This is a genomic window from Sphingobacterium puteale (assembly GCF_050986225.1).
In the GTDB taxonomy this organism is placed as follows: domain Bacteria; phylum Bacteroidota; class Bacteroidia; order Sphingobacteriales; family Sphingobacteriaceae; genus Sphingobacterium; species Sphingobacterium puteale.
Window position 1 is genome coordinate 883,865 of sequence record NZ_CP158959.1, and the last position, 19,963, is coordinate 903,827.

Annotated in this window: 12 protein-coding genes; 5 read left to right on the forward strand and 7 right to left on the reverse strand. The window is 39.3% G+C overall.

Going from position 1 to position 19,963, the window contains the following annotated elements; translation table 11 throughout:
• Positions 1-72: 72 nt before the first annotated feature.
• From ABTV71_RS03705 to ABTV71_RS03730, 6 genes are all read right to left on the reverse strand, one after another.
• Positions 73-1,926, reverse strand: coding sequence for an alkaline phosphatase (locus tag ABTV71_RS03705; protein WP_433902274.1), 1,854 nt, complete (start codon positions 1,924-1,926; stop codon positions 73-75).
• The gene (locus tag ABTV71_RS03710; RefSeq protein WP_433902275.1) at positions 1,920-3,443 is read right to left on the reverse strand and encodes a RagB/SusD family nutrient uptake outer membrane protein; all 1,524 of its coding nucleotides are present in this window, start codon (positions 3,441-3,443) and stop codon (positions 1,920-1,922) included. The genes ABTV71_RS03705 and ABTV71_RS03710 overlap by 7 nt, the downstream gene beginning before the upstream one ends.
• Before the next feature lie 97 nt (positions 3,444-3,540).
• Positions 3,541-6,918 carry a SusC/RagA family TonB-linked outer membrane protein gene (locus ABTV71_RS03715; RefSeq protein ID WP_433902276.1) on the reverse strand — a complete coding sequence of 1,126 codons (3,378 nt, stop codon included), beginning with the start codon at positions 6,916-6,918 and terminating at the stop codon, positions 3,541-3,543.
• A gap of 35 nt (positions 6,919-6,953) precedes the next feature.
• Positions 6,954-7,901 (reverse strand): FecR family protein, encoded by a 948-nt coding sequence (locus ABTV71_RS03720; protein WP_433902277.1) that lies wholly within the window; start codon positions 7,899-7,901, stop codon positions 6,954-6,956.
• A gap of 98 nt (positions 7,902-7,999) precedes the next feature.
• Positions 8,000-8,527, reverse strand: coding sequence for an RNA polymerase sigma factor (locus ABTV71_RS03725; RefSeq protein WP_433902278.1), 528 nt, complete (start codon positions 8,525-8,527; stop codon positions 8,000-8,002).
• 198 nt (positions 8,528-8,725) lie between these two features.
• Positions 8,726-10,189 carry a hypothetical protein gene (locus tag ABTV71_RS03730; RefSeq protein ID WP_433902279.1) on the reverse strand — a complete coding sequence of 488 codons (1,464 nt, stop codon included), beginning with the start codon at positions 10,187-10,189 and terminating at the stop codon, positions 8,726-8,728.
• 311 nt (positions 10,190-10,500) lie between these two features.
• Between ABTV71_RS03730 and ABTV71_RS03735 the strand changes: the two genes are divergently transcribed.
• On the forward strand, positions 10,501-11,601 hold the full coding sequence (locus tag ABTV71_RS03735) for a Fic family protein (protein ID WP_433902280.1): 1,101 nt from the start codon (positions 10,501-10,503) through the stop codon (positions 11,599-11,601).
• Between the two features lie 37 nt (positions 11,602-11,638).
• Here ABTV71_RS03735 and ABTV71_RS03740 read toward each other — a convergent pair whose 3' ends face one another.
• Positions 11,639-12,730 carry a DKNYY domain-containing protein gene (locus ABTV71_RS03740; RefSeq protein ID WP_433902281.1) on the reverse strand — a complete coding sequence of 364 codons (1,092 nt, stop codon included), beginning with the start codon at positions 12,728-12,730 and terminating at the stop codon, positions 11,639-11,641.
• Positions 12,731-13,539: 809 nt separating this feature from the next.
• Between ABTV71_RS03740 and ABTV71_RS03745 the strand changes: the two genes are divergently transcribed.
• From ABTV71_RS03745 to ABTV71_RS03760, 4 genes are all read left to right on the forward strand, one after another.
• Complete coding sequence (locus ABTV71_RS03745) at positions 13,540-15,276, forward strand: hypothetical protein (RefSeq protein ID WP_433902282.1); 1,737 nt, start codon at positions 13,540-13,542, stop codon at positions 15,274-15,276.
• A 79-nt stretch (positions 15,277-15,355) separates the two neighbouring features.
• The gene (locus tag ABTV71_RS03750) at positions 15,356-18,775 is read left to right on the forward strand and encodes a DEAD/DEAH box helicase (protein WP_433902283.1); all 3,420 of its coding nucleotides are present in this window, start codon (positions 15,356-15,358) and stop codon (positions 18,773-18,775) included.
• A 19-nt stretch (positions 18,776-18,794) separates the two neighbouring features.
• Complete coding sequence (locus ABTV71_RS03755) at positions 18,795-19,481, forward strand: hypothetical protein (protein ID WP_433902284.1); 687 nt, start codon at positions 18,795-18,797, stop codon at positions 19,479-19,481.
• Positions 19,482-19,533: 52 nt separating this feature from the next.
• A complete protein-coding gene (locus ABTV71_RS03760; RefSeq protein ID WP_147430461.1) occupies positions 19,534-19,857 on the forward strand; it encodes a hypothetical protein in 324 nt (107 codons plus the stop codon).
• The last annotated feature ends 106 nt before the right edge of the window (positions 19,858-19,963 follow it).

Here is a 19,963-nt window from a genome sequence, read left to right on the forward strand (position 1 = left end):
TTTTGCGGATATCATAGTACTATCTATGGGAATCTGTTGGGATCGGATACCCGATCTGTAAGCAGTATTTTTTTAGTTCAGCCTATAAGCCTTCAGAATCTTTTTGAAAATTTCAGTATTGTTGTAAACACCTATAAAATGCTGTGAACCGGGACCGTAAGCAAAGACCGGAACCATAATGTTGGTGTGATCATCGCTGCTAAAATTTCCTCTGACTGAACCTTTTCTATAATTAGCATCCAATAAGGATAGTCCACCCGTTTCATGATCTGCTGTCACAATGACTAGGGTTTCACCATCTTGGTCTGCAAATTTTAAAGCTTCGCCCACCAGTCTATCAAAATCATGTTGTTCTGTGACAACATAAGATAGGTCATTTGCATGTCCTCCATAATCGATCTGCGCACCCTCAGCCAAGATAAAGAAGCCATGTTTATTTTTGGATAACAATTGTATGGTTTTTAAAAGCGAGGTTTTTAACATGTCTCCTCGTCCGTCTAGCACTTTTCTTGTCGCCGAATCCGCTAGAAGCACCAATTGTTTGCCCGAAGTGGCTTTTTCGAAGTCGCTCAATGTGGTCTGTAGTTGGTAACCTTTTTCATTCAATTTTTGCATCAGTTTACCGTTCTTATTCTTTAGAAAACTTTCCTGATGGGAACCTACCAAGATATCGACATGACTGTGGAGGAAGTCCGCTGCAATTTCTTGCGACATTGTCCTGTCCATTTGATGTGCGTAAAATGCTGCAGGTGTTGCATCGGTAATGTCTCCTGAGCTAATGATACCACTTTTGATACCATGGGAGGCCAAGGTATCGGGAATTGAGGCGATCAATTTACCATTTTCATCCACACCAATATATCGGTTGTTGGTTTTATGCCCAGTAGCAATCGCTGTTCCACCGGCTGCGGAGTCTGTAAAATCAGAGTTTGATGCTTCGGTGCGGGAAAAACCAATATGCTGCATATTGATGATATTTGATTGGCCAAAATTAGCGCTTAAACCAGCTTGAATTTGGGCTAAGCCCATTCCGTCTCCAATCAACAAAATAACATTTTTTATGTTGGTGGTGGCACCATCACTTTTATAGTTGGGTATGTAGGGACTGTAGGACTGTGGATTGCTGTATTCAACCTTGGCATTATTTAGATAGAAATTTTTTAATGCGGTTGGTTGATCCGTATTGATCCAATCTACACCCATGTACGCCAATTCTTTCCAGCTGTTAGGGCTATCTTTTGTAGCCCAAAAGCGGAAAGGTTTGCCCATTTTATGCGCTTTGTCAATGACGGTTTTCATTTTTTCGAGATCAGGTGGAGTAGGTGTTCCTTTGCCGTTCCAAACCGAATAGTGAGCAATACTCTGACTGATCATTCCAATGCGCTTCAACTGTTCAGGCGAGTAATCTTTTTCGGGCCTCCCGTCGAAGTAGATAAATTGTGGATAATGATTAAATTTTTCGACCGGAGGAATATTCCCACTGATAACAATCTTAATAGCTGAAGGATTTTTCTGCTGATCAAATACAGCCTCATATCCTTTTAGATTTTCCAACAAGTTAGAAAGTACCTGTTCGTAATTTTCCTTAATATCGATCACCAATTGCAACTTTTGACTGGGATCGGCATATGGACGGTTACCATTTTCTTTGAAGAAGGCAATTAGAGGTTCGATATAAAGCTTTTTTAAGGTCTTCCCGGGCTTGATTTCACTGCTTTCGTGTGCAACGTAGAGCTCTCCATTACGATAGAAGACATCAGCTTCGATAGAGCCCATACCAGCGTAGTAGGCCGCCAGCAATGGAATCTGTTGTTTGTAATCGTTATGGCTGTGCCCTGCATTAGCAGTCAGTTTCTGCTGAGCGGAAACTGACTGAATACTTAGACTGGCAAATAATAACCAAATTAACTTATTGCTTTTTACCATCCTGCATTTTGTTTAATTACACCTGAACTGTTGTCGATTTCACGTTGTGGTATCGCCCAAACATCGTGCACCTGTGGGTTGAAGGTTCTGGCTGGCCAGATAACCGTACCATCGAAATCATGTAAAGGTTTGGCATAAGTGGCTTGTGCATCACCCCATCTGACCAGATCACGGTGACGGTCCGCCCATTCGCCAGCAAGTTCATTTCGGCGTTCGCGTTTTAAATCCACTAATGTCATTCCGCTTTTCGGTAATAATCCAGCCCGTTTTCTGATTTTATTTAATTCAGTATCACCAGCACCTGAGCCATTTAAATTTATGATTGCTTCAGCTTTAATTAAAAGTACTTCCGCATAACGCATCAATGGTACATTTAAATCTGTTGTTCCATTATCACCGTTTGGGTTGACGTGTGTTGGAATGGGATCTTTGTATGAAAAAGGCTCCATGTACTTCTTGAATTGATAGTTGGATGTCGCACCACCATCTTTTGTAAAAGTACGTTCCGCACCGAAGAACTGGAATTTGTCACCAGGTTTTAAGATCGTTGCTTCGCGACGCGAGTCACCCGTCTCAAATGAATCGTACAGTTCTTTGGTAGGCAGATAGTACCCCCAGCCGTTGTAAATTCCCCAAGCTTTATTGGTCAACATAACTCCCGGAAGCTTGCTTCCCCAGCCAGTTCCACCACCATCCGGCGTACAGACAACAGACCAGATATATTCTTGAGACCAGTTGTTGGCCGCCTTAAACACATCGACAAAGGTCGGTAGCAAATTATGTTTGCCTGAATTGATGACCATATCCGCATATTTTGCTGCGTTTGTATAGTCCTTTTTGTAGAGATAGACTTTTGATAGGTAAGACCAAGCTGCGGTTTTGTGTCCTTTGCCATAATCAGATGAATTCATATCTGAAAAATAGGGTAGATTTTCAGCCGCTTTTAAAAACAAAGAGATAATATAGTCATAATTTTCGTTGACATTATTGGCACGCGGAACCGGTACTGTGGCATCTGTTTCTGGTGTGACAATTGGCACACCAGCTTTGTCGTTTCCGTAATTTGCTGCCAGTTGAAAGTAAACTAAGCCCGCATTAAAATAAGCATCGCCAATAATTTGCTTTTTCCGATTTTCATCCATTGAGATGCGCGGGACATTGATAATAATGTCGTTTGCTCTTTTGATGATGGCATAGCGCATACTCCATTGTGTTTCTGTGTAACCACCACCAATGTAGCTGCGGTTAAAATTCTTAATATTATCTGCTTCAGGTTTATTGCGTCCTGTGACCATATCGTCGCTTGCATTGATAAACCAGAACATCCCACGTCCATAGTAATCCTCTTCATTGTATTTTTCGTACATGCTGGCCTCTGCTTTGATCGCATCTTGTTCTGTTTTCCAAAAATTCTGTGAAGAGGGTGCGCCTTCTGGAGAAATATCCAATTGTTTCGTACACGATGCAAAGAGTGCTGTTGCTGCTATTGCAAGGTATTTTATATTCGTTTTCATCATTTGCTTATTTTCTTTTTTAATGATTGATAAGGGCCTAGACCAAATGGCTATAGATTGAACTATCCTTTGTTTAGATCCTGTTGGCATTATTTTAAGATTAAAAATTGACATTTAAACCGAAGATAAAGCTTCTGGCTTGTGGGTAACGACCAACATCAAGTCCATTGTTATCCATACCAATCTCTGGGTCGAATCCCGTATATTTTGTGAACGTGAACAAGTTGTTTGTAGTGGCGTAAACTCGTACGTTCCCAAGTTTAAATTTATCAGCCAAAGATTTTGGTAGGGTATACCCCAAAGTAACGTTACGGATGCGGAGAAAAGAACCATTTTCGATATAGAAATCTGAGGCATTGAAGTTACCATTGGCGTCTGAACTCGAGATAATTGGCACTTTTCCGTTCGGGTTTTCTGGCGACCAAGCATCAAGAATTCCTTCTAATTTATTGTACGAAGGGCCACTGGCGCTGTACGTCGTTCTCTTGACTGCATTGAAGAGTTTGTTGCCTTGTACACCTTGAGCAAAAATATTAAAATCGAAATTTTTGTAGTTAGCATTGAAACTTAGACCATAGGAAAAATCAGGATAGGCGCTGCCAGCGTAATAGCGATCTTCGGGACCAATGGAACCATTGCCATCGATGTCTACAAATTTAAAATCACCGGCTTTTGCATTGGGCTGAACTTTTTGTCCATTGGCATTTTTGTAATTATCAGCTTCTGCCTGGCTCTGAAAAATGCCATCCGTCTTTAAGACATAATAGCTATAAAGTGGTTGACCGACAGTTATTGTTAGGGGAGCCAACTCATTTCTAAAGTTGGTGCCTACGGCAATATTGTTCAATCCTGGAGCCAATTCCTCAACGTTGTTGGTTAATTTGGTTAGTGTCGCATTGATGGAGTACGAAAAGTCCTTGTTTTTCGCACTGCTATAGGTTAATCCTAATTCAAAACCTTTATCCTTTACCAGGCCCCCGTTAATGGTTTGCGTACTTAGACCCGCGGTTCCCGGAAGCGTTCGTGTTAAGATCATATTATTTGTTTCCTTGACAAAATAATCCGCGACCAAACTCAAACCGTTCAAAATACCAAGGTCCAAGCCTATATTGGTTTGCTTACTTTCTGCCCAACGTAAGTCTTCATTTGGTAATACATTCTGCGCATAACCATTTTGTAATACTGGTTTTGCACCGAAATAACTCGTTGTTCGCACAAGAAGTGGGCTAACATCCAGTGGGCTTAATCTTGCAAGACCACCAAGTACACCATAGCTACCTCTCAATTTTAATTCATTCAACCATTCTACGGATTGTAAGAAATCCTCTTTATTCAGCGCCCAACCTCCCGAAATGGAATAATAGTTTCTATATCTGTTTTTCTCCTTTAACATTGACGAACCGTCACGTCTTCCAATTAATGAAAGCAAGTATTTTTCATTGTAATTGTAGTTTGCTCTCAGGAAAAGAGATGAAATTGCTGTAGAGTTATAGCCGCTTTCGGGCGGTTGTACTGTATTCGCATTATTTAGATACCTATATTGTTTGGATTCATCATCAAAACCAGTTGCTGAAGAATTCAGATAGGTACTTTTGGTTCTTTGAAACGTATAACCACCTGTCAAATCAAGTTGGTGGGCATCAAATGAAGTTTTGTAATTTAGGACTTGTTCAGCGAGGATATCATTTGCGTCGCTAGCCCTTTCAACTAAGCTATTGTTCAATACCGGTTTACCTATTTCAGGACGTTTTGGTGTGAAGCTTTTATATCTGGAGTTCGTTTTGGTAATGCTTAAATTCGATCGGAATGTTAAGCCTTTGGCCAATTGAATATTTGCATAGGGATTGACGACTAATACATTTTCAGGTTGATTGATGTCAATACGCATCAGTTCGGCAACGGGATTAATAATATCCCCATAATCACCTGGAAAAGGACCTGGTAGACCTGCAAAACTGCCGTCAGGATTATAAGGAGTTCCATTGGTCGGATAATAAATTGCAGAAAGGAGTGCCCCAGTGTAATCACTGCTGGTATTGGCGCCATTTCCATTGGTGCTGCTATAGGACATGTTTTCCCCTACTTTTAACCAAGGGGTTATCTGATGCTCTGAGTTTACCCTGAAATTGTAGCGTTGTGTTTTTGTATTAAGCACAATACCTTCCGCATTGCGGTAATTGAAACTCAAGTAAAAATTGGATTTTTCATTTCCACCATTGATAGCGCCATTGTAGTCCTGCAAAGTTGCATTTCTAAAGACTTCATCCATCCAGTTGGTTTTGGTAACCTGTCCGTCTGGATATTTTGCGGGGTCGAAAGCAGGTAAGATGGTTGTACCGCCATTTTTTGCCGCAGTCGCTGCCACTTCCGCACGTTGTTGGGCATTTAGAGGTTTTAGTTTGCGCCATGCACTTTGTTGGCCGATTTTGGCATCAACACTGATTTGCATCTGTCCTTTCTTACCTTTCTTTGTTGTGATGAGCACCACACCACCCGAAGCTCTAGCGCCATAGATCGCAGCAGAGGCATCCTTTAACACTGAAATAGACTCGATGTCGTTGGGATTTAATTGTGGGGTACCTAAGAAAATTGAACCATCAATAACATAAAGTACATTTTCTCCATTGATACCTCCGGCGCCCCTAATATTTATACGTGGCGGTGAAGTTGGGTCACCACCTTCGTTGGTCACAATCACTCCGGGAGATTTTCCTGCGAGCACTTCGCCAACACTGTTTACTGACCGTGAGGATAATTTATCAAGTGATACCACACTTACGGCACCAGTTAATGTTTCTTTTTTCTGTGTTCCGTAACCAACAACGACAACTTCAGATAATGTCGAACGTTCCTCGCCTAAGGTTACATTAATAACTTCATTGTCGCCCACAACCACCTCTTTTGAGCGGAAACCAATCATGGAAAACGAAAGTGTCGCCTGTGCCCCTGCTTCAATACGGAAAGAACCTTTGGCATCAGTCGTTGTGCCAACTTGGGTTCCGACCACTTTTACAGATACACCAGCAATAGCGCTACCGAGGGTATCCCTAACAACGCCGGTAATGATACGATCTGCTTTGATGTTTGCTTGCGTGGTAAGTATAATATGACCATCTTTTTCTACCGCACTGATTCCAAGTTTATTCAACAGCGAACGTACAGATTCCGTTTTGAAATTTCCACTGACAACAGTATTGCGTTCTTGCAGAAGGTCCGGATTGTAAACAAAACTTAGCCCTGAAAGATTCTCCATTTTATGCAGGATAGCTTCAAGTTGTTGTCCCTTGCTTATTTTAATGTTTATTCTACTTTTATCCAATCTTTGAGCCATTCCTGGAGATGCCATCAGAGAACTGCAGAATATGGAGGTAATTGAAAATGTTAAGCACGGATACTTCAGGATCCGATAAAAAGAGAGTTCTCTTTTGAGTGGAGGTGTTTTCATTTTTTTGTAATAATTAGGTAATGAATTACGCATGGTGACTAAGATTTTTTGCGGTTATTTTTTATACATTATTTATGGATTTTAAATATCTTATGGTTTTCGGTCGTACTATATTTAATATGGTGTAGGCTACAGAGAATATCCAAAATCTCCTCTGGTTTTTGTGTGCTATTGAATGTAGCTGTAGTTTTTAAGGTGGAAAGTGCTTTGTCTTTCAATATGATTTCGATGTTGTAGACATATTCCAATTGTTGTATCACTCCTTGTAACGAAGTCCCATTAAATTCGATTGTCACTGGCGTGGTATCTTTTGTTGAACTACGGGATGCTTGTTCGGTCTGTGTGCTGTAGCGCAAACTCTGGTTTTTGGTCAGCAAGCCCAGGACTTTATCTCCCCGTTGTACTGCAACTTTACCTGTTGCAACGAGCACCTCTATGTTTTGGGAAGCTTGGTATGTTTTAATTCGAAATGAGGTTCCCAGCACTTTTACTGCTAGGTCGGAAGCTAACTGTACATGGAAAGGATGCTTTTCATCATGTGCAATCGTAAAAAACGCCTCACCTTCGGCAAGCTCAATTTCGCGTATGTTGCCGTTAAATTTACTTGGGTAACTAATTTTGGACGAAGGCTCTAGAATAATCTCCGAACCATCATTTAATGTGATTTTTTTACGTTCGCCGGGCTGCGTTGTTGTCACGATTTGGGAAGTGGCAGAGAAAGTTTGTTCGTTCAGTCGTCCAACAAGGAAGCTTGCGGACATTATAATTAAAACCGCCGCTGCTATTTTCAGAATCGGATAGCGCGAGAAGAAATGCTTTTTGATTTGTTTTTCTGAAATGGCAGACTGAATATTAGCTGACAATTTTTCGCGGAGCACAGTTTTGCGCTCTTCCGAAACCTTATTGTTTGTATTATCCAGTTGAGCATACCAATCTTCAACCTGTTTGATCTCGGCTGCATTGGCTTCCCCATTTAAATATTTTTGCAGTAGTTGCTTTGCTTTTTCTTCCATCATTTGAATACATGTCACTTCAAATGGCAAATGGTACTAGTGGAAAATATTAGGGATATATTAATTTTTTGTTAACTGAAAATCAGTGAGTCAGGCAAGAGCTATGAAAGGCTTTTTTTGAGCAATTTCATCGCTGAGGTAATCTGGTTTTTTACAGTTTGCACGGAGATATTCAACTCAGCCGCGATCTCTTTGATTGATTTTTCCTGCTTTCGGCTCATCAAAACAACTTGTCGCATACGTTCCGGAAGTTGCATTAAAGCTTCTTCAACTTTTTGTTGGGCATCTTGTAGGATGATTTGATCGTCGGCTGCGTCTGCATATTGTTGGTTCATTAGTGTAGCGAATTCCGCTTGATGCCCATTTTTAACCGTATTATTTCTGAAATAATTGATTACCTTGAATTTTACAGCCCCGTGTAGATAGGCTGAGAGACCACCTGAGAGGGCGATCCGTTCACGATTTTCCCAAAGAGAGATAAAAATTTCCTGCGTGATATCCTGAGCTACATTCTCTTCACCGATTTTTTTAAAAGCCGCATCAAAAATGGTTTCCCAATACAGATTAAAAATCTTTTCCATTGCAAAATGGTCACCTTTCTTTAATAATGCTATTAATATTTCGCTCACAGGATCAATTTGATTGGGCAAAACTAGTAACCGTATGTTCCTTTAAAGTTAATAAATCTTAAAGAGTATATTTTGTCTGCTATGATTTAATCCTGCAAGTTTATTTTTAAATTATTTCATATTTCGCCCCCCGTTTATGTATCAAATTACAACGGGGCTTTTTTAGGCGATCACCGGATGCTGTTCGCGTACCAGCTCTTACTCGCGGTACGCTTTTCCGGTATAAATATCTATGTAATAGTAATTATCTTTATTTTCCGCATCTTTTTCCCGTACCAGTCCATTTGAGCTGATCGTGTCATAACTTTTGCTTCCGATCTGCTTTTTTGTTTTATTATCGTACAAGGTAAAAGGCCCATCTTTTTGCATCTGTAAGGAAAAGATCTGTTGTTTGCCATCCAAGATATCAATATGCTGAAAATTTGGCGGTAAATCCCATGTTTTGGTCTCGGCATTCCAGAGGCCCATGGTTGGATCCTGCTCTCCTTTTTTGATGTTGATGAGGTATAATGCCTCAGTTTGATAGACGTATTTTATTTTTCCCGTTTTCCAATCTTTTTCAAGGGTATTCTTCGTAAACAACATATGTTTATCAGGCCAGACCAGATAACCTACCTGATCCAAAATAAAGAAATCCTTGACGTTGATTTTATCCAATAAATTGCCATCCTTGTCAAGATACAGCCAGTCATAAGCCCATACCTCGTGGTCATAATTAAATCTTCCCAGAATAAAGTAAGGTGAATTGTTGACAGAATACACGAGAGAAACTTCTCTCAGGAAAGCCATCTGTGCTGCAGTAGCCTGTTTGATTTGTTTTGGCAAAGCTTTCTCATATTCCGGAAAAACATAGATGGCACCTGTGCTGATGTCTTTTAACAATTTAGGCACTGTTGGTTTATAGCGATCCTGATTGATGGAATCCAGCTGTAAAGGCTGGCCGTTCCAAAGCAAGTCTATTTTATCGACACCGACCAGATTGGAAAAAATAGGCCGGTTCTGTTGAATATCGTAGATCTCAAAACGATTTTCAGCAGGAGGAATATATCGGCCATTTTCCAAAATCATATCAATTTTTGTATTAAGCTTTTTTAGATGCTGATTTTTTAGTTCATAAAGATTCCCATTTAGGACGAAATGTTTATCATCCAGATCGTATACAGCCGAACTGTATTCGTTTTCGTCATAGGGAACATCTTTGTCCAACAGGATCTGGTCGGTTTCTAGCACACGGATTTCTACCTTAACATAGGTCGCTGTTTTTTTTATGCCACCACCCATGATACTCCAGTCCCAGTTCCAGAAAGGCAGTTTTTTCTCATGCTCCCGACGTTTCATAAGCAGCGTCACTTGGCCTAATGGTTGTAACCCAAGATCAGTATCAGAATAATTTTCGATAAAATCCCCCTTTGAATTAATTAAAGCCTGCTGGTTCTTCTCATTTGAGACGATAGCATAGCCAGTGGAAGTGAAAGGTTCGGCTCCATAGAATTTTTGTGTCAGCTGCTTCCGGAGCGAGCTGTCCACATAGACAAATTGTTTGTCCTGGGTCTGCATCGGAATCCAATGGATAGATTTTAGCGATGAATTTATGGTGGACTCTTGTGCACAGGCCGTCATACAAAGAATGGTTATTAAACCTACTAATATTGATTTGATCATCTTTTTTCTTTTTAATTGAAAGCGTTTGCTGTTAAAAGAGCAACGAAAAGTTTCGTATATACTCATTATGCCAATGCAACGCTTTATGACAGGATCCATGTTAAATACAGGGATACTGAGGCTAAAGTAGACGAAAATTGCCTTTGGAAAAATAGCCGAATTCAGTGATTATAAAGCGACTTGATTGGTTGCTGGACAGCCATGTTAAGCTCGTTTGTTCCTGTATTATTTTTTCGATGAGCCGATTAAATTGGCTAATCGGCTCAAAATTTGCTTATATTTGAGCCGATTAGGCTTTAAAATCGGCTCAAATGTATAATTGGCAATATAAAGAATGGCCCCATTTCAGCTATAGTATCGAAGATATTCTACCTGTAGCTGTTGCATTTGCTAAAGAAATGGGAGAGCTAAATGGTTTGTTAACAGGATTAAATGCGGAACTAAAACAGGAAGCGTTTATGGAGATTCTGATCGCTGAGGCAATGAAAACTTCAGAGATCGAGGGCGAATATATGAGCAGAGAGGACGTAATGTCCTCCATCAAAAGAAATCTTGGCATTAAAGACGACGTAGTCGTTCATGACCAAAGAGTTACTGGTGTTGCGAAATTGATGACAACCGTACGGGAGAGTGCGGTAAAAGAATTAAGCGTCGATTTGATCCAGCAGTGGCATGCCATACTTATGGCAGGATTTCCGAAAATTAATGCGGGAGTATGGCGTACAGGTGATGAACCTATGCAGATAATTTCCGGCTCATATGGTAAAGAAGTTGTCCATTATGAAGCTCCCCCATCTGTTGTTGTTCCGAAAGAGATGGAGCAACTGGTTCACTGGTTTAAATCCTATGAAATTAAAGAGTCGGAGTATATTATCGGTGCCCTTATCAAGACAGCTATTGTCCATTTGTATTTTGAATCTATTCATCCCTTCGAAGATGGGAATGGACGGATCGGAAGAGCGCTGGCAGAATACACTTTATCCCATACGCTACAGACCCCTGTCTTGTTGTCGATATCAAAGACGATTGAAAAAAATAAGCAGGCTTATTATGAAAATCTAAAAATTGCTCAGGCTAGCTTGGATATCACAGGCTGGATAGGCTACTTTACCCAAGTTATTTTAGAATCTCAGAAAGAAGCAAAAGAACTGATTGAGTTTACAGTAATAAAAGCAAAGTTTTTTGATCGTAACCGGGATTTATTGAATGAGCGGCAAATGAAGGTTATTAATCGCATGCTCGAACAGGGGATTGAAGGATTTGTCGGTGGTATGACCGCAAAAAAGTATATGTCCATTACGAAGACCTCAAAAGCTACTGCGACAAGGGACCTGCAATACCTGCAAGAGCATGGTATAGTTGAACAAATTGGACTTGGAAGATCAGTACGTTATGAACTTATACTTAGTTAGACGACCGATTTTAAAATAATAGCATCAAGCGATATCATTATTTCTTCTTCACCGGAATAAGCTCTGCACCTCCCTCCTTGGGCCGGTACCAGTACTTGTTGCCCAGATCATCCTCAAAATCGTGATTTACTTTTGCTTTATCTACACTTCTGAAGCTTTTGACATCGGGACCTTCAAAGATTTTATCGCCGACGAAAATCTGCTTGGCATCTTTAGCAACGGCACGTTTGAGCACTTCAAAGGTTTTTGGGTCAGCTACAGATAGGAGCTGTCCGTTATAATAAATGTGATTTTTGTCGCCGGACCAGAACGAATTCCCACCAATTCCTTCCAATATTTTGAAGCTTTCGGCATCTACATCTAAGAAGGGAAAACGCTTTCCCTGAATGATAACCAATTGATCAATAATAATTGATTTTCTGTCCAACAATCTGATGTTATTGACCGTGGGCAAAGCCACTTCGAGTACACCTATGCCTTGGTAAGGTTCGTAATACAGCAGTTTTTTGCCATCCAAAATAAGATATTCACTGTTGACAACCTTAACATGTTCTGTTGTATACTGGAGCGGATTAATACCTTTCTGTGTGACAACGTAGAGCCGGTTTTTATCTTTTACAAAATTTTCATTCAAAATTTCGAATGTTTTATAATCGACGTCTATGGGTAAGGATTGGTAGAAATATTGTGTTTTGTCTTTGGAGAGCGACTGAAGTTGATCATAGAGCGTGGTGTATGTTTCGGGATCCGCGCCCTTCACGACGGTAAGCTGTTGTTTGCTACATGCGCCTGTTGCTGATGGAGAGCCCGTGAAATGAAAGACATGATGTTGATCCACCGGTATATTTTCTTTGAGTTTAAAGGTCTTTGCGTCTACGAGCTGTTGCGGGCAACCCATAAAATAGATCGTATTTTTGTCGCGCGCATAGACATTTTTAATGACAGAAAAACTGCTGATATCGGCCTCCATCTTTCTCGAACTGCGCTCAAAACCATTGCCGCCCGGAATAAAGTAAATCGTTTCTCCTTTTTTATAGTAATCTTCGGACAACGGACTCACCTGCTTTTTGCAGGAAAATAATAAGCCGATGCAGGCACTGATCATTCCCATCTTAAAAATATATTTCATACTTCCTTGTTATGATTTGCTCCATGATGACGTGCTATCCAGCGTATTGTTTTGGCTTTGGCATACCTATCCCTCCTTAATTTACCTTAAAATACGATGCGTTTGCAATACATGGAATAACGGTTTACGATTCGCTTATGGCTATTTATGATTCGTTTACTGTATACTTTCCGTTCTTTAATTTTCTCCTGCGCAACCCATGATTAACCTAAGCATAAGTTAGTAAATATTTTTACGATTTAAACAAGCGGGATTGGTGATCTCCCCGGCTGGATAGAACGTGTTTGCAGTATCGATTAAGTATTGATCAGGTAGTTCAAGCTAGATACATATCAATACGAAAACCTTGCTGTACCATGTGCATGGCGTACCGGAGACTTTTAGTACCCCACGGACGCTTAGGCGCCTGTGATTCGAAATAAAACAATATTCTCTAAAAATAATTGGTATTATATTTTTAATTCATATATTTGTATATATAAACTATATTATTGTATCGTAATGGTGTTTTGGAATAACCTGTAGCACCAATATTTATCTGTCTCTTTGTCGGCAAACAGATAGCTATATTTCACAAGTGCATTAGAAATTTCGATACGATTTTTTATGTTGATTGCCGACCTTTCCTAAAATAAACCAAGGTGCAAACGCAAATGCATTTTACCTGTTGATTTTCTATTTAATCACCTTGGTAGTCACTTCTGTTTTTTTTCCAATATAGCTAATGCTTTTTTACAATAATAGGTTCTAACTATATGTTGTTCAATAGGCTATATGTTGTAAGTTTTTATACTCATTAAGTCATTATTATGGAAATTAATAACCAATTGATTATCGATCGTTTATCTCAGCGCATGGATCTCGACCGGGTTTATCTCGTTAAATATCAGTTTTTGGATCAAGAATACCAGCACTTAGTTTTGACACTTAAACCTGTGAGCGGACTTTCGCACAAGATATTAAAACCTATTGTGGAATTATGTCTGTTGGATCAAGAATGCATTTCATTTGAATTGATTTTTACGCCTGAACTGAAAAATAAGATCAAGATGGGAAGTTTATTCTATTGTTATGCGGCTTTACCCAAGCACGAGATTTTTAGTTCCGGTGAGAACAATACCGCGATCAGTAAACCGAAAGAGATAAGGGGAATACTGGATCTCTCGGATAAGCATTATCAAAAGGTGCAGGCCGCTTCTGCGGAATTTTTGCAGGCGGCACAGACATTTGCCGATACGGCAAACTATCTCCGTGCATTATTTATGGTTCATCAAAGTCTGGAAAGCCATTTAAAATTGCTGCAAGTGATGGTGGAAGCGAAAGGAACTAATGTACACAGTCTGGACAGTAGAATAAGAAGCCTTGACACACATTTCTCGATGTTTAAAAAAGTCTTTATGGGTGAAGGCGATGAAGAGAAAGAGCGCTTCCGCTTATTGGATACTTCCTTTAATGCTGTCAATCAGAATAAAGATCTGGAGATTTCCGCTATAACAGCCTCACAGTTATACGATCATTGTGTGGTTATGCAAACAGCAATAGAAAAACTCTACCGTTACTTTATGGAGGAATTGCAGGCCGTGTACGAAAAAAATATGGCGACTGAAGCGGCCGTCCAAGCTGATCTTGCAAAGGCTAAACTGGCGAAAGAAGAAAAAGTTAAAATAGCACAACAGGAAACGCTTGTCGCAACGTCTACTTTTCATGCATTCCCCTGGCCTGAACAGTATCAGTCTGATATACAGCGTCTCCTCCATCAGATCCGTCAGGACAACCAGACTGAACAGGTGATGTTGCTCAATTATTATGTGAGTAAAACCCATGGAAAAGGGTTATTCGACTATCCTCCAAAAGATTTCGGAAACGTCAGCATTTACTTGGTTGTTATAAAAAAACGGATTGGACAATGTTACTTCCATAAAGTTTCTTTTGGTCGGGCGACAGCAGTTATTTCATTTTTAAGCAGCAGCTTTATCGCAGCGAAATTAAATATGGGAAGTCGCTTTTCACAAACGATCTGGAACGACTCTGTTGTCCTTTACCGCAATCCGGGCTATAAGCCGACCTATTCGCTAACTCCTGTAAATTGGCCCGAAACGCTGTTGAAAACAACCAATGCTTGGACACGTAATGCAAAGCTGATGGAGGATCTGGTGGCTATATTTTCTGATGGTATTCTTTCCAGCAAGCAATTAGCGGTGCTGTTATTAAATCAGTTGGTCTTGATCGGAATACATAGCTACCTCTACCTGCGGATCGGTTACACACCAATGAATGCTACGTTGGAGGAGTTGGTCGAATGGAGCTGTATCTGTGATAAAAAAGTAAGCGATTTTTTCACCTCAAATGAACCTTCCGAAGCGCTGTTGTACCAGGAGTTATTAAAGGATATGAAAGGGCGGATATATGAGCTGCCTATTGAATTGGACCGGCTGGATATGGATTACTTTAAATCTAAAGCTAGCCGAATTATAGCCTTTTTTGCTGACCTATGTGAGCAGAGTTTAAGGTATATGGAAGTGAAATCGGGGATAAAAATAAATTGAAGCCCGCTATGAAAGGCTAGACCCTCATCTAAGCATGGTAGACTTATAAAATTAAACCATTATAACTAAACATAAACCAATGAAAAATGAAATAGATGTAACGATCCCATGGCAAAATAAGCAAGAAAAATCCCTGTCTATCGTTTATCTGAAAGGATTTTTTAACGAAAAACCGGCAAGATTAACTTCGAATTTTAAAATAATTCTAGAAGAGAGCGTTTTTAATAATAAATATGCGTTTGAGAGTTTGTGTAAGGAAAATATTCGTGTCCTGATCACGTTAACCGCCGATCATTTGAAAGCAAATTGTTCGTGTGGGAGAATGAACACGACATTATGTGAACATGTCTATGGTTTATTGCGTGAAAAGTTAAGTGGGAATAAACATTATTTTTTTCATTTATACGATCCAAAATGGTTTTTAGTCCATCCTGACCAACGTGAATTATTTGGTTTATCTCTTAAAGATGAACATAAGAGAATACCGAAAGTTAAAATCAACGCAACAGCAGATTGTGGGAGTATCTACGGTTTTCATAACCCATCAGAATTATGCCATGTAGCTAGCAATAGAGTTTATGCAAATGAACCTTCAATATCGAAGTCAGAGGGCAAATTTATCGTGGCAATTCCGATAAATAATACGATTGATCAATTACCTTTTTTACTCCCATTTTTAAGTGGAGAAAGGAAAAAAAATGTTTTCAAAGAAAGCTATTTGTTAAAAGATGACATGCCGCATCCTGAATATCTTACCAGCCATGAGATGATGCTTGATGCTGTAGCAAAAAAAATGATGCAGCTGGGAGCCTCTGCATTTAACGTTATCAGACCAAATGAACTTTCAGTCGTTGAACGGAATGAGAGGGATCATCGAATAATGGATTTATGGAGAGATCTTATTTCAAATCAATTGTCTCAAGATGAAGTGATTTTTTTCTACTCCCATACGAATAATTTCGGTCTAAGACACTACCAATTCCGATATAGTTCTGCTTACAATCAATCACATAAACTGAAAATAGCTAATGGCGATTTTAAGCTTAAGATTCAAGTGGTAGAGAATCAAAAAGGTTTATTGATGAAGGTGCTGGGCTATTATAAAGGTAATTTGATGAAGAAAATTAAGTTTTTAAGTGATGTGCATAGTTTCTTTGTCGAATTAAGTTCCAAGTATGTACTTTTTATTGACGATATACAAGTCGGGAAACTTCTAAATCAATTCAGGCATTCCGCATTCAAAATTTTTGTATTGCGACAAGATATCGCTAAATTTTATGAAGAAATATTGCATCCAATAGCTCAACACTTTCCGATAGTGTATAAAAATGAAACGCTTCAAGATCATGCAGCAACTAAAAAGAGAATTGAGGAGACGAAAGTATTGGAGGTGTCGCTTCAAGATGATGCGTTGCTATTAAAAGCATCCATAGATTTTGGAACAGTTAGCCTACCCATTGTTGAGATGCCCAGTTCAACTGTTTTAACTTATGTTGATAATGAAATTCAGGTTCAAGTACGAGACGTTAACGATGAGCTAGCCTTTAGCGATTTTGTCAAAAATCAACATGAATCTTTTGCGGAGCAAACTTCCCCGCATACTTGGGAATTGCGAACATCTCTAATTGCTAGAACAAATTGGCTAAAAAATCTGCGCAAGACATGCCAAGATCATCAGATAAAGCTTAAACTTATAGGGCTTGTTAAAGGATCTTATTACTATCCTTTCTCCTTGAAATGGGATGTAGTGGAACTAAAGTCTCAATCAAATTTGTTATATATCAATATAAAATTTAAGCTGGGTAAACTACTATTGGAACCTAGTCTATTTGAAAATTATCTATTTGAAAAGAAAAATTGGTTCAAGATCGATACTGAGGATTATATCTATATAAGCGACTCTTTGAAATCACTTTTTTTACCTCTATTCGGGCAGGCGCGCATAGAAGATCCTTACATCATTTTAACCTCAGCGCAATTGATCTCTTTTCAAACGCAATTAGAAAAGATAGATCCTAGGATTATTAATGATAGCACAAGAGAAAGAAGGGATAAACTAGCCAATATGACTGAAATTCCTTTATTAGATGTTCCGGATACGGTCAAAGCAACGTTGCGTCCCTATCAGAGGATTGGTTTTAGTTGGATGGGATTTCTACAAGAATTTCAATGGGGTGGTATTCTGGCGGATGATATGGGACTTGGAAAAACATTGCAAGTAATTACTTTATTGGAATATTATTACCAAAATAATCCTGATGCAGACCCTTCACTTATTATTGTTCCTAATTCATTGTTATTCAATTGGCAAAATGAAATTGAAAAATTCGTTCCGGAAAGAAATTATTATATCTATCATGGTATAAAAAGAAAAGGCCAAGAGACGTTAGCAAAAGCATCATTTGTGCTGACAACCTATGGGACAGCGATGGCCGACCTTTCCTTTCTTCAATCTAAATCATTCAGCTATATGATTTTGGATGAGTCTCAAATGATAAAGAATAGGAATTCTAAACGATTCGAAAGCTTGTTTACAATTATAGCCTCGTTTCGAATAGCAATGACCGGTACGCCAATTGAAAACGGCATTCAAGATATTTATGCGCAAATGACTATGGTTAATCCTGGCTTTTTTGGGAATTACAGAAATTTTAATAAAATGTTTAAGTCTATGGGAGATGGGGAGGAGGTCGATACGCCACTCACGAATTTGCAAAAGATGATTGCTCCATTTATTCTGAGGCGAACCAAAAAACAAGTCGCAATAGACTTGCCAGATAAAACGGAGACTACTCTGTATTTGGATATGCAAGATGGACAACGGAGAATCTATGATAACTATCGTAAAAAATATCGAGACGAGATTGAAGAGAATTTAAACCGTGAAGAGTCTGCAAAATCCAAATTCTTAGCCATAGAGGCCCTACAGAAACTACGGCAGTTGTGTAATTCGCCTGTATTGATGAAAGAGGGTAATTTTGTTAACGAATCTGTCAAGATGGATTTTATAGACGAAATGATGGAAGAAGTAGCGCCAAATCATAAGATTCTTCTTTTTTCATCCTACACGTCTATGCTCAAGCTTGTAGCTCAACGGATCGAAAAGCACGATATAGGATATACCTATCTTGATGGTAGAATGAATCAGGAACAACGGCAAGCTGCGGTCAAAAGATTCCAAAATGACGATATGTGTCGTGTTTTTCTAATCAGTCTAAAGGCCGGAGGAACTGGCCTGAATCTGACAGCTGCGGACTATGTGTATATTTTGGATCCTTGGTGGAATCCAGCCGCTGAAGCCCAAGCGATCGACCGTTGCTATCGCATTGGACAAGATAAGCATGTGATGGCCTATAAGATTGTTTGTCGAGACTCTGTCGAAGAGCGAATCCTAGAACTTCAGGACAGTAAAAAAAGAATGGCTGAGGGTGTAATCTTGGACGAAGCCAATCTGATGAAATCCATTAGTAAAGAAGAACTACTGAGATTATTCGAGTAACCAATTATAAACTTAACTTATGAATACCGGATCTACAACCAAAACTTCCTATGCTGGAATGATGTATTCACATGATTTTCAGCTATGGTATACGTATTTCAAGCGGCGGATAAAAAAAGAATGGCGGCCTGAGGAACTTTCGTTCTTACTTGGAAAACCCGATCATGCTTACCTGGATTTTGAAAAAATGTTTCAAGTCCGAAAGTTTTTAACGCAAGAATCTATTTTATTGGATGGAATATATGCTAGTTCGCGGATCGAAACTATGGAATTCCATAGAGAAGAATATGAAGTATCCGAGGAGCGTCTGGTACGTCTTAAAATTGAGGAGGATGAGGTGAAATGGAGTTATTCCATTGAGGTGCCTTGGACCTTCTTAAGGGGTAAAAAAAAACCTCCTGCGCCATGCTTACAATTTGAAGAATGGAAATCCGAGAAAGATCTTCAACTTGAATCGGACGCTATGCTCCATGTCCGGCAAAAACTGGAAGCATTATTGGAGGGTGAATACTTTGAAAATGGTGCTACAGCGTTGCAAATGTTTCGTCAGGTCGAACCTACCGGTCTTGTTCATTTACAAATTTTCCCACGGCACCTTAAAAATGTCTTGTATAGCTTCATCCAACAGAACAAACTCGTTGTTAGAAATATAGAAAATCGTTATTCTTTTTTCTTAACGGATTCTCAACAAGCTAGTCGCAAATAGTATTTATTAAATGGCTGGCGTTGAGAAAAAAACTATCATTATATTTATCCAAATGAATATAATGATTCCCGGACATAAGACAGCCATCGTACCAGCCCTTCTAAAAGGAATAGCTGGTACGATAGCTGTTTTTGCTGTTTTGACAGCGCTCTCTTATCAGAATCAACTGCCTGTAGATGGTAAACTGGTAATCGGATTTCCTTGGGAATTCTATTCAAGTGGCGCAGGCTACAATGTCGAACGCGATGAATATATGGGCTTTGAAGATTTTGAACCACTCAAACTGTTCGGCAATATCCTCTTCGCCGTCGTTGTGTACCTTATAGTACTGCTGTCGCTTCGTGCCCTTTTTTTGCGAAAAGGAAGCGCTAATTAATGTTATCCTTTTGTTAAAGTTCTATTGCTTGCTAACTCGGTTTAGTTAAGAACTATTAACCTTTTATTGATACTATCTTCATATTGCATTTGTAATCTTGTACCCA

Excerpts from the sequence above, each read along its gene's own strand:
- ABTV71_RS03705 (WP_433902274.1), bottom strand. The coding sequence starts at position 1,926 with ATGGTAAAAAGCAATAAGTTAATTTGGTTATTATTTGCCAGTCTAAGT.
- ABTV71_RS03710 (WP_433902275.1), bottom strand. The coding sequence starts at position 3,443 with ATGATGAAAACGAATATAAAATACCTTGCAATAGCAGCAACAGCACTC.
- ABTV71_RS03715 (WP_433902276.1), bottom strand. The coding sequence starts at position 6,918 with ATGCGTAATTCATTACCTAATTATTACAAAAAAATGAAAACACCTCCA.
- ABTV71_RS03720 (WP_433902277.1), bottom strand. The coding sequence starts at position 7,901 with ATGATGGAAGAAAAAGCAAAGCAACTACTGCAAAAATATTTAAATGGG.
- ABTV71_RS03730 (WP_433902279.1), bottom strand. The coding sequence starts at position 10,189 with ATGATCAAATCAATATTAGTAGGTTTAATAACCATTCTTTGTATGACG.
- ABTV71_RS03735 (WP_433902280.1), top strand. The coding sequence starts at position 10,501 with ATGTATAATTGGCAATATAAAGAATGGCCCCATTTCAGCTATAGTATC.
- ABTV71_RS03740 (WP_433902281.1), bottom strand. The coding sequence starts at position 12,730 with ATGAAATATATTTTTAAGATGGGAATGATCAGTGCCTGCATCGGCTTA.
- ABTV71_RS03745 (WP_433902282.1), top strand. The coding sequence starts at position 13,540 with ATGGAAATTAATAACCAATTGATTATCGATCGTTTATCTCAGCGCATG.
- ABTV71_RS03750 (WP_433902283.1), top strand. The coding sequence starts at position 15,356 with ATGAAAAATGAAATAGATGTAACGATCCCATGGCAAAATAAGCAAGAA.
- ABTV71_RS03755 (WP_433902284.1), top strand. The coding sequence starts at position 18,795 with ATGAATACCGGATCTACAACCAAAACTTCCTATGCTGGAATGATGTAT.
- ABTV71_RS03760 (WP_147430461.1), top strand. The coding sequence starts at position 19,534 with ATGAATATAATGATTCCCGGACATAAGACAGCCATCGTACCAGCCCTT.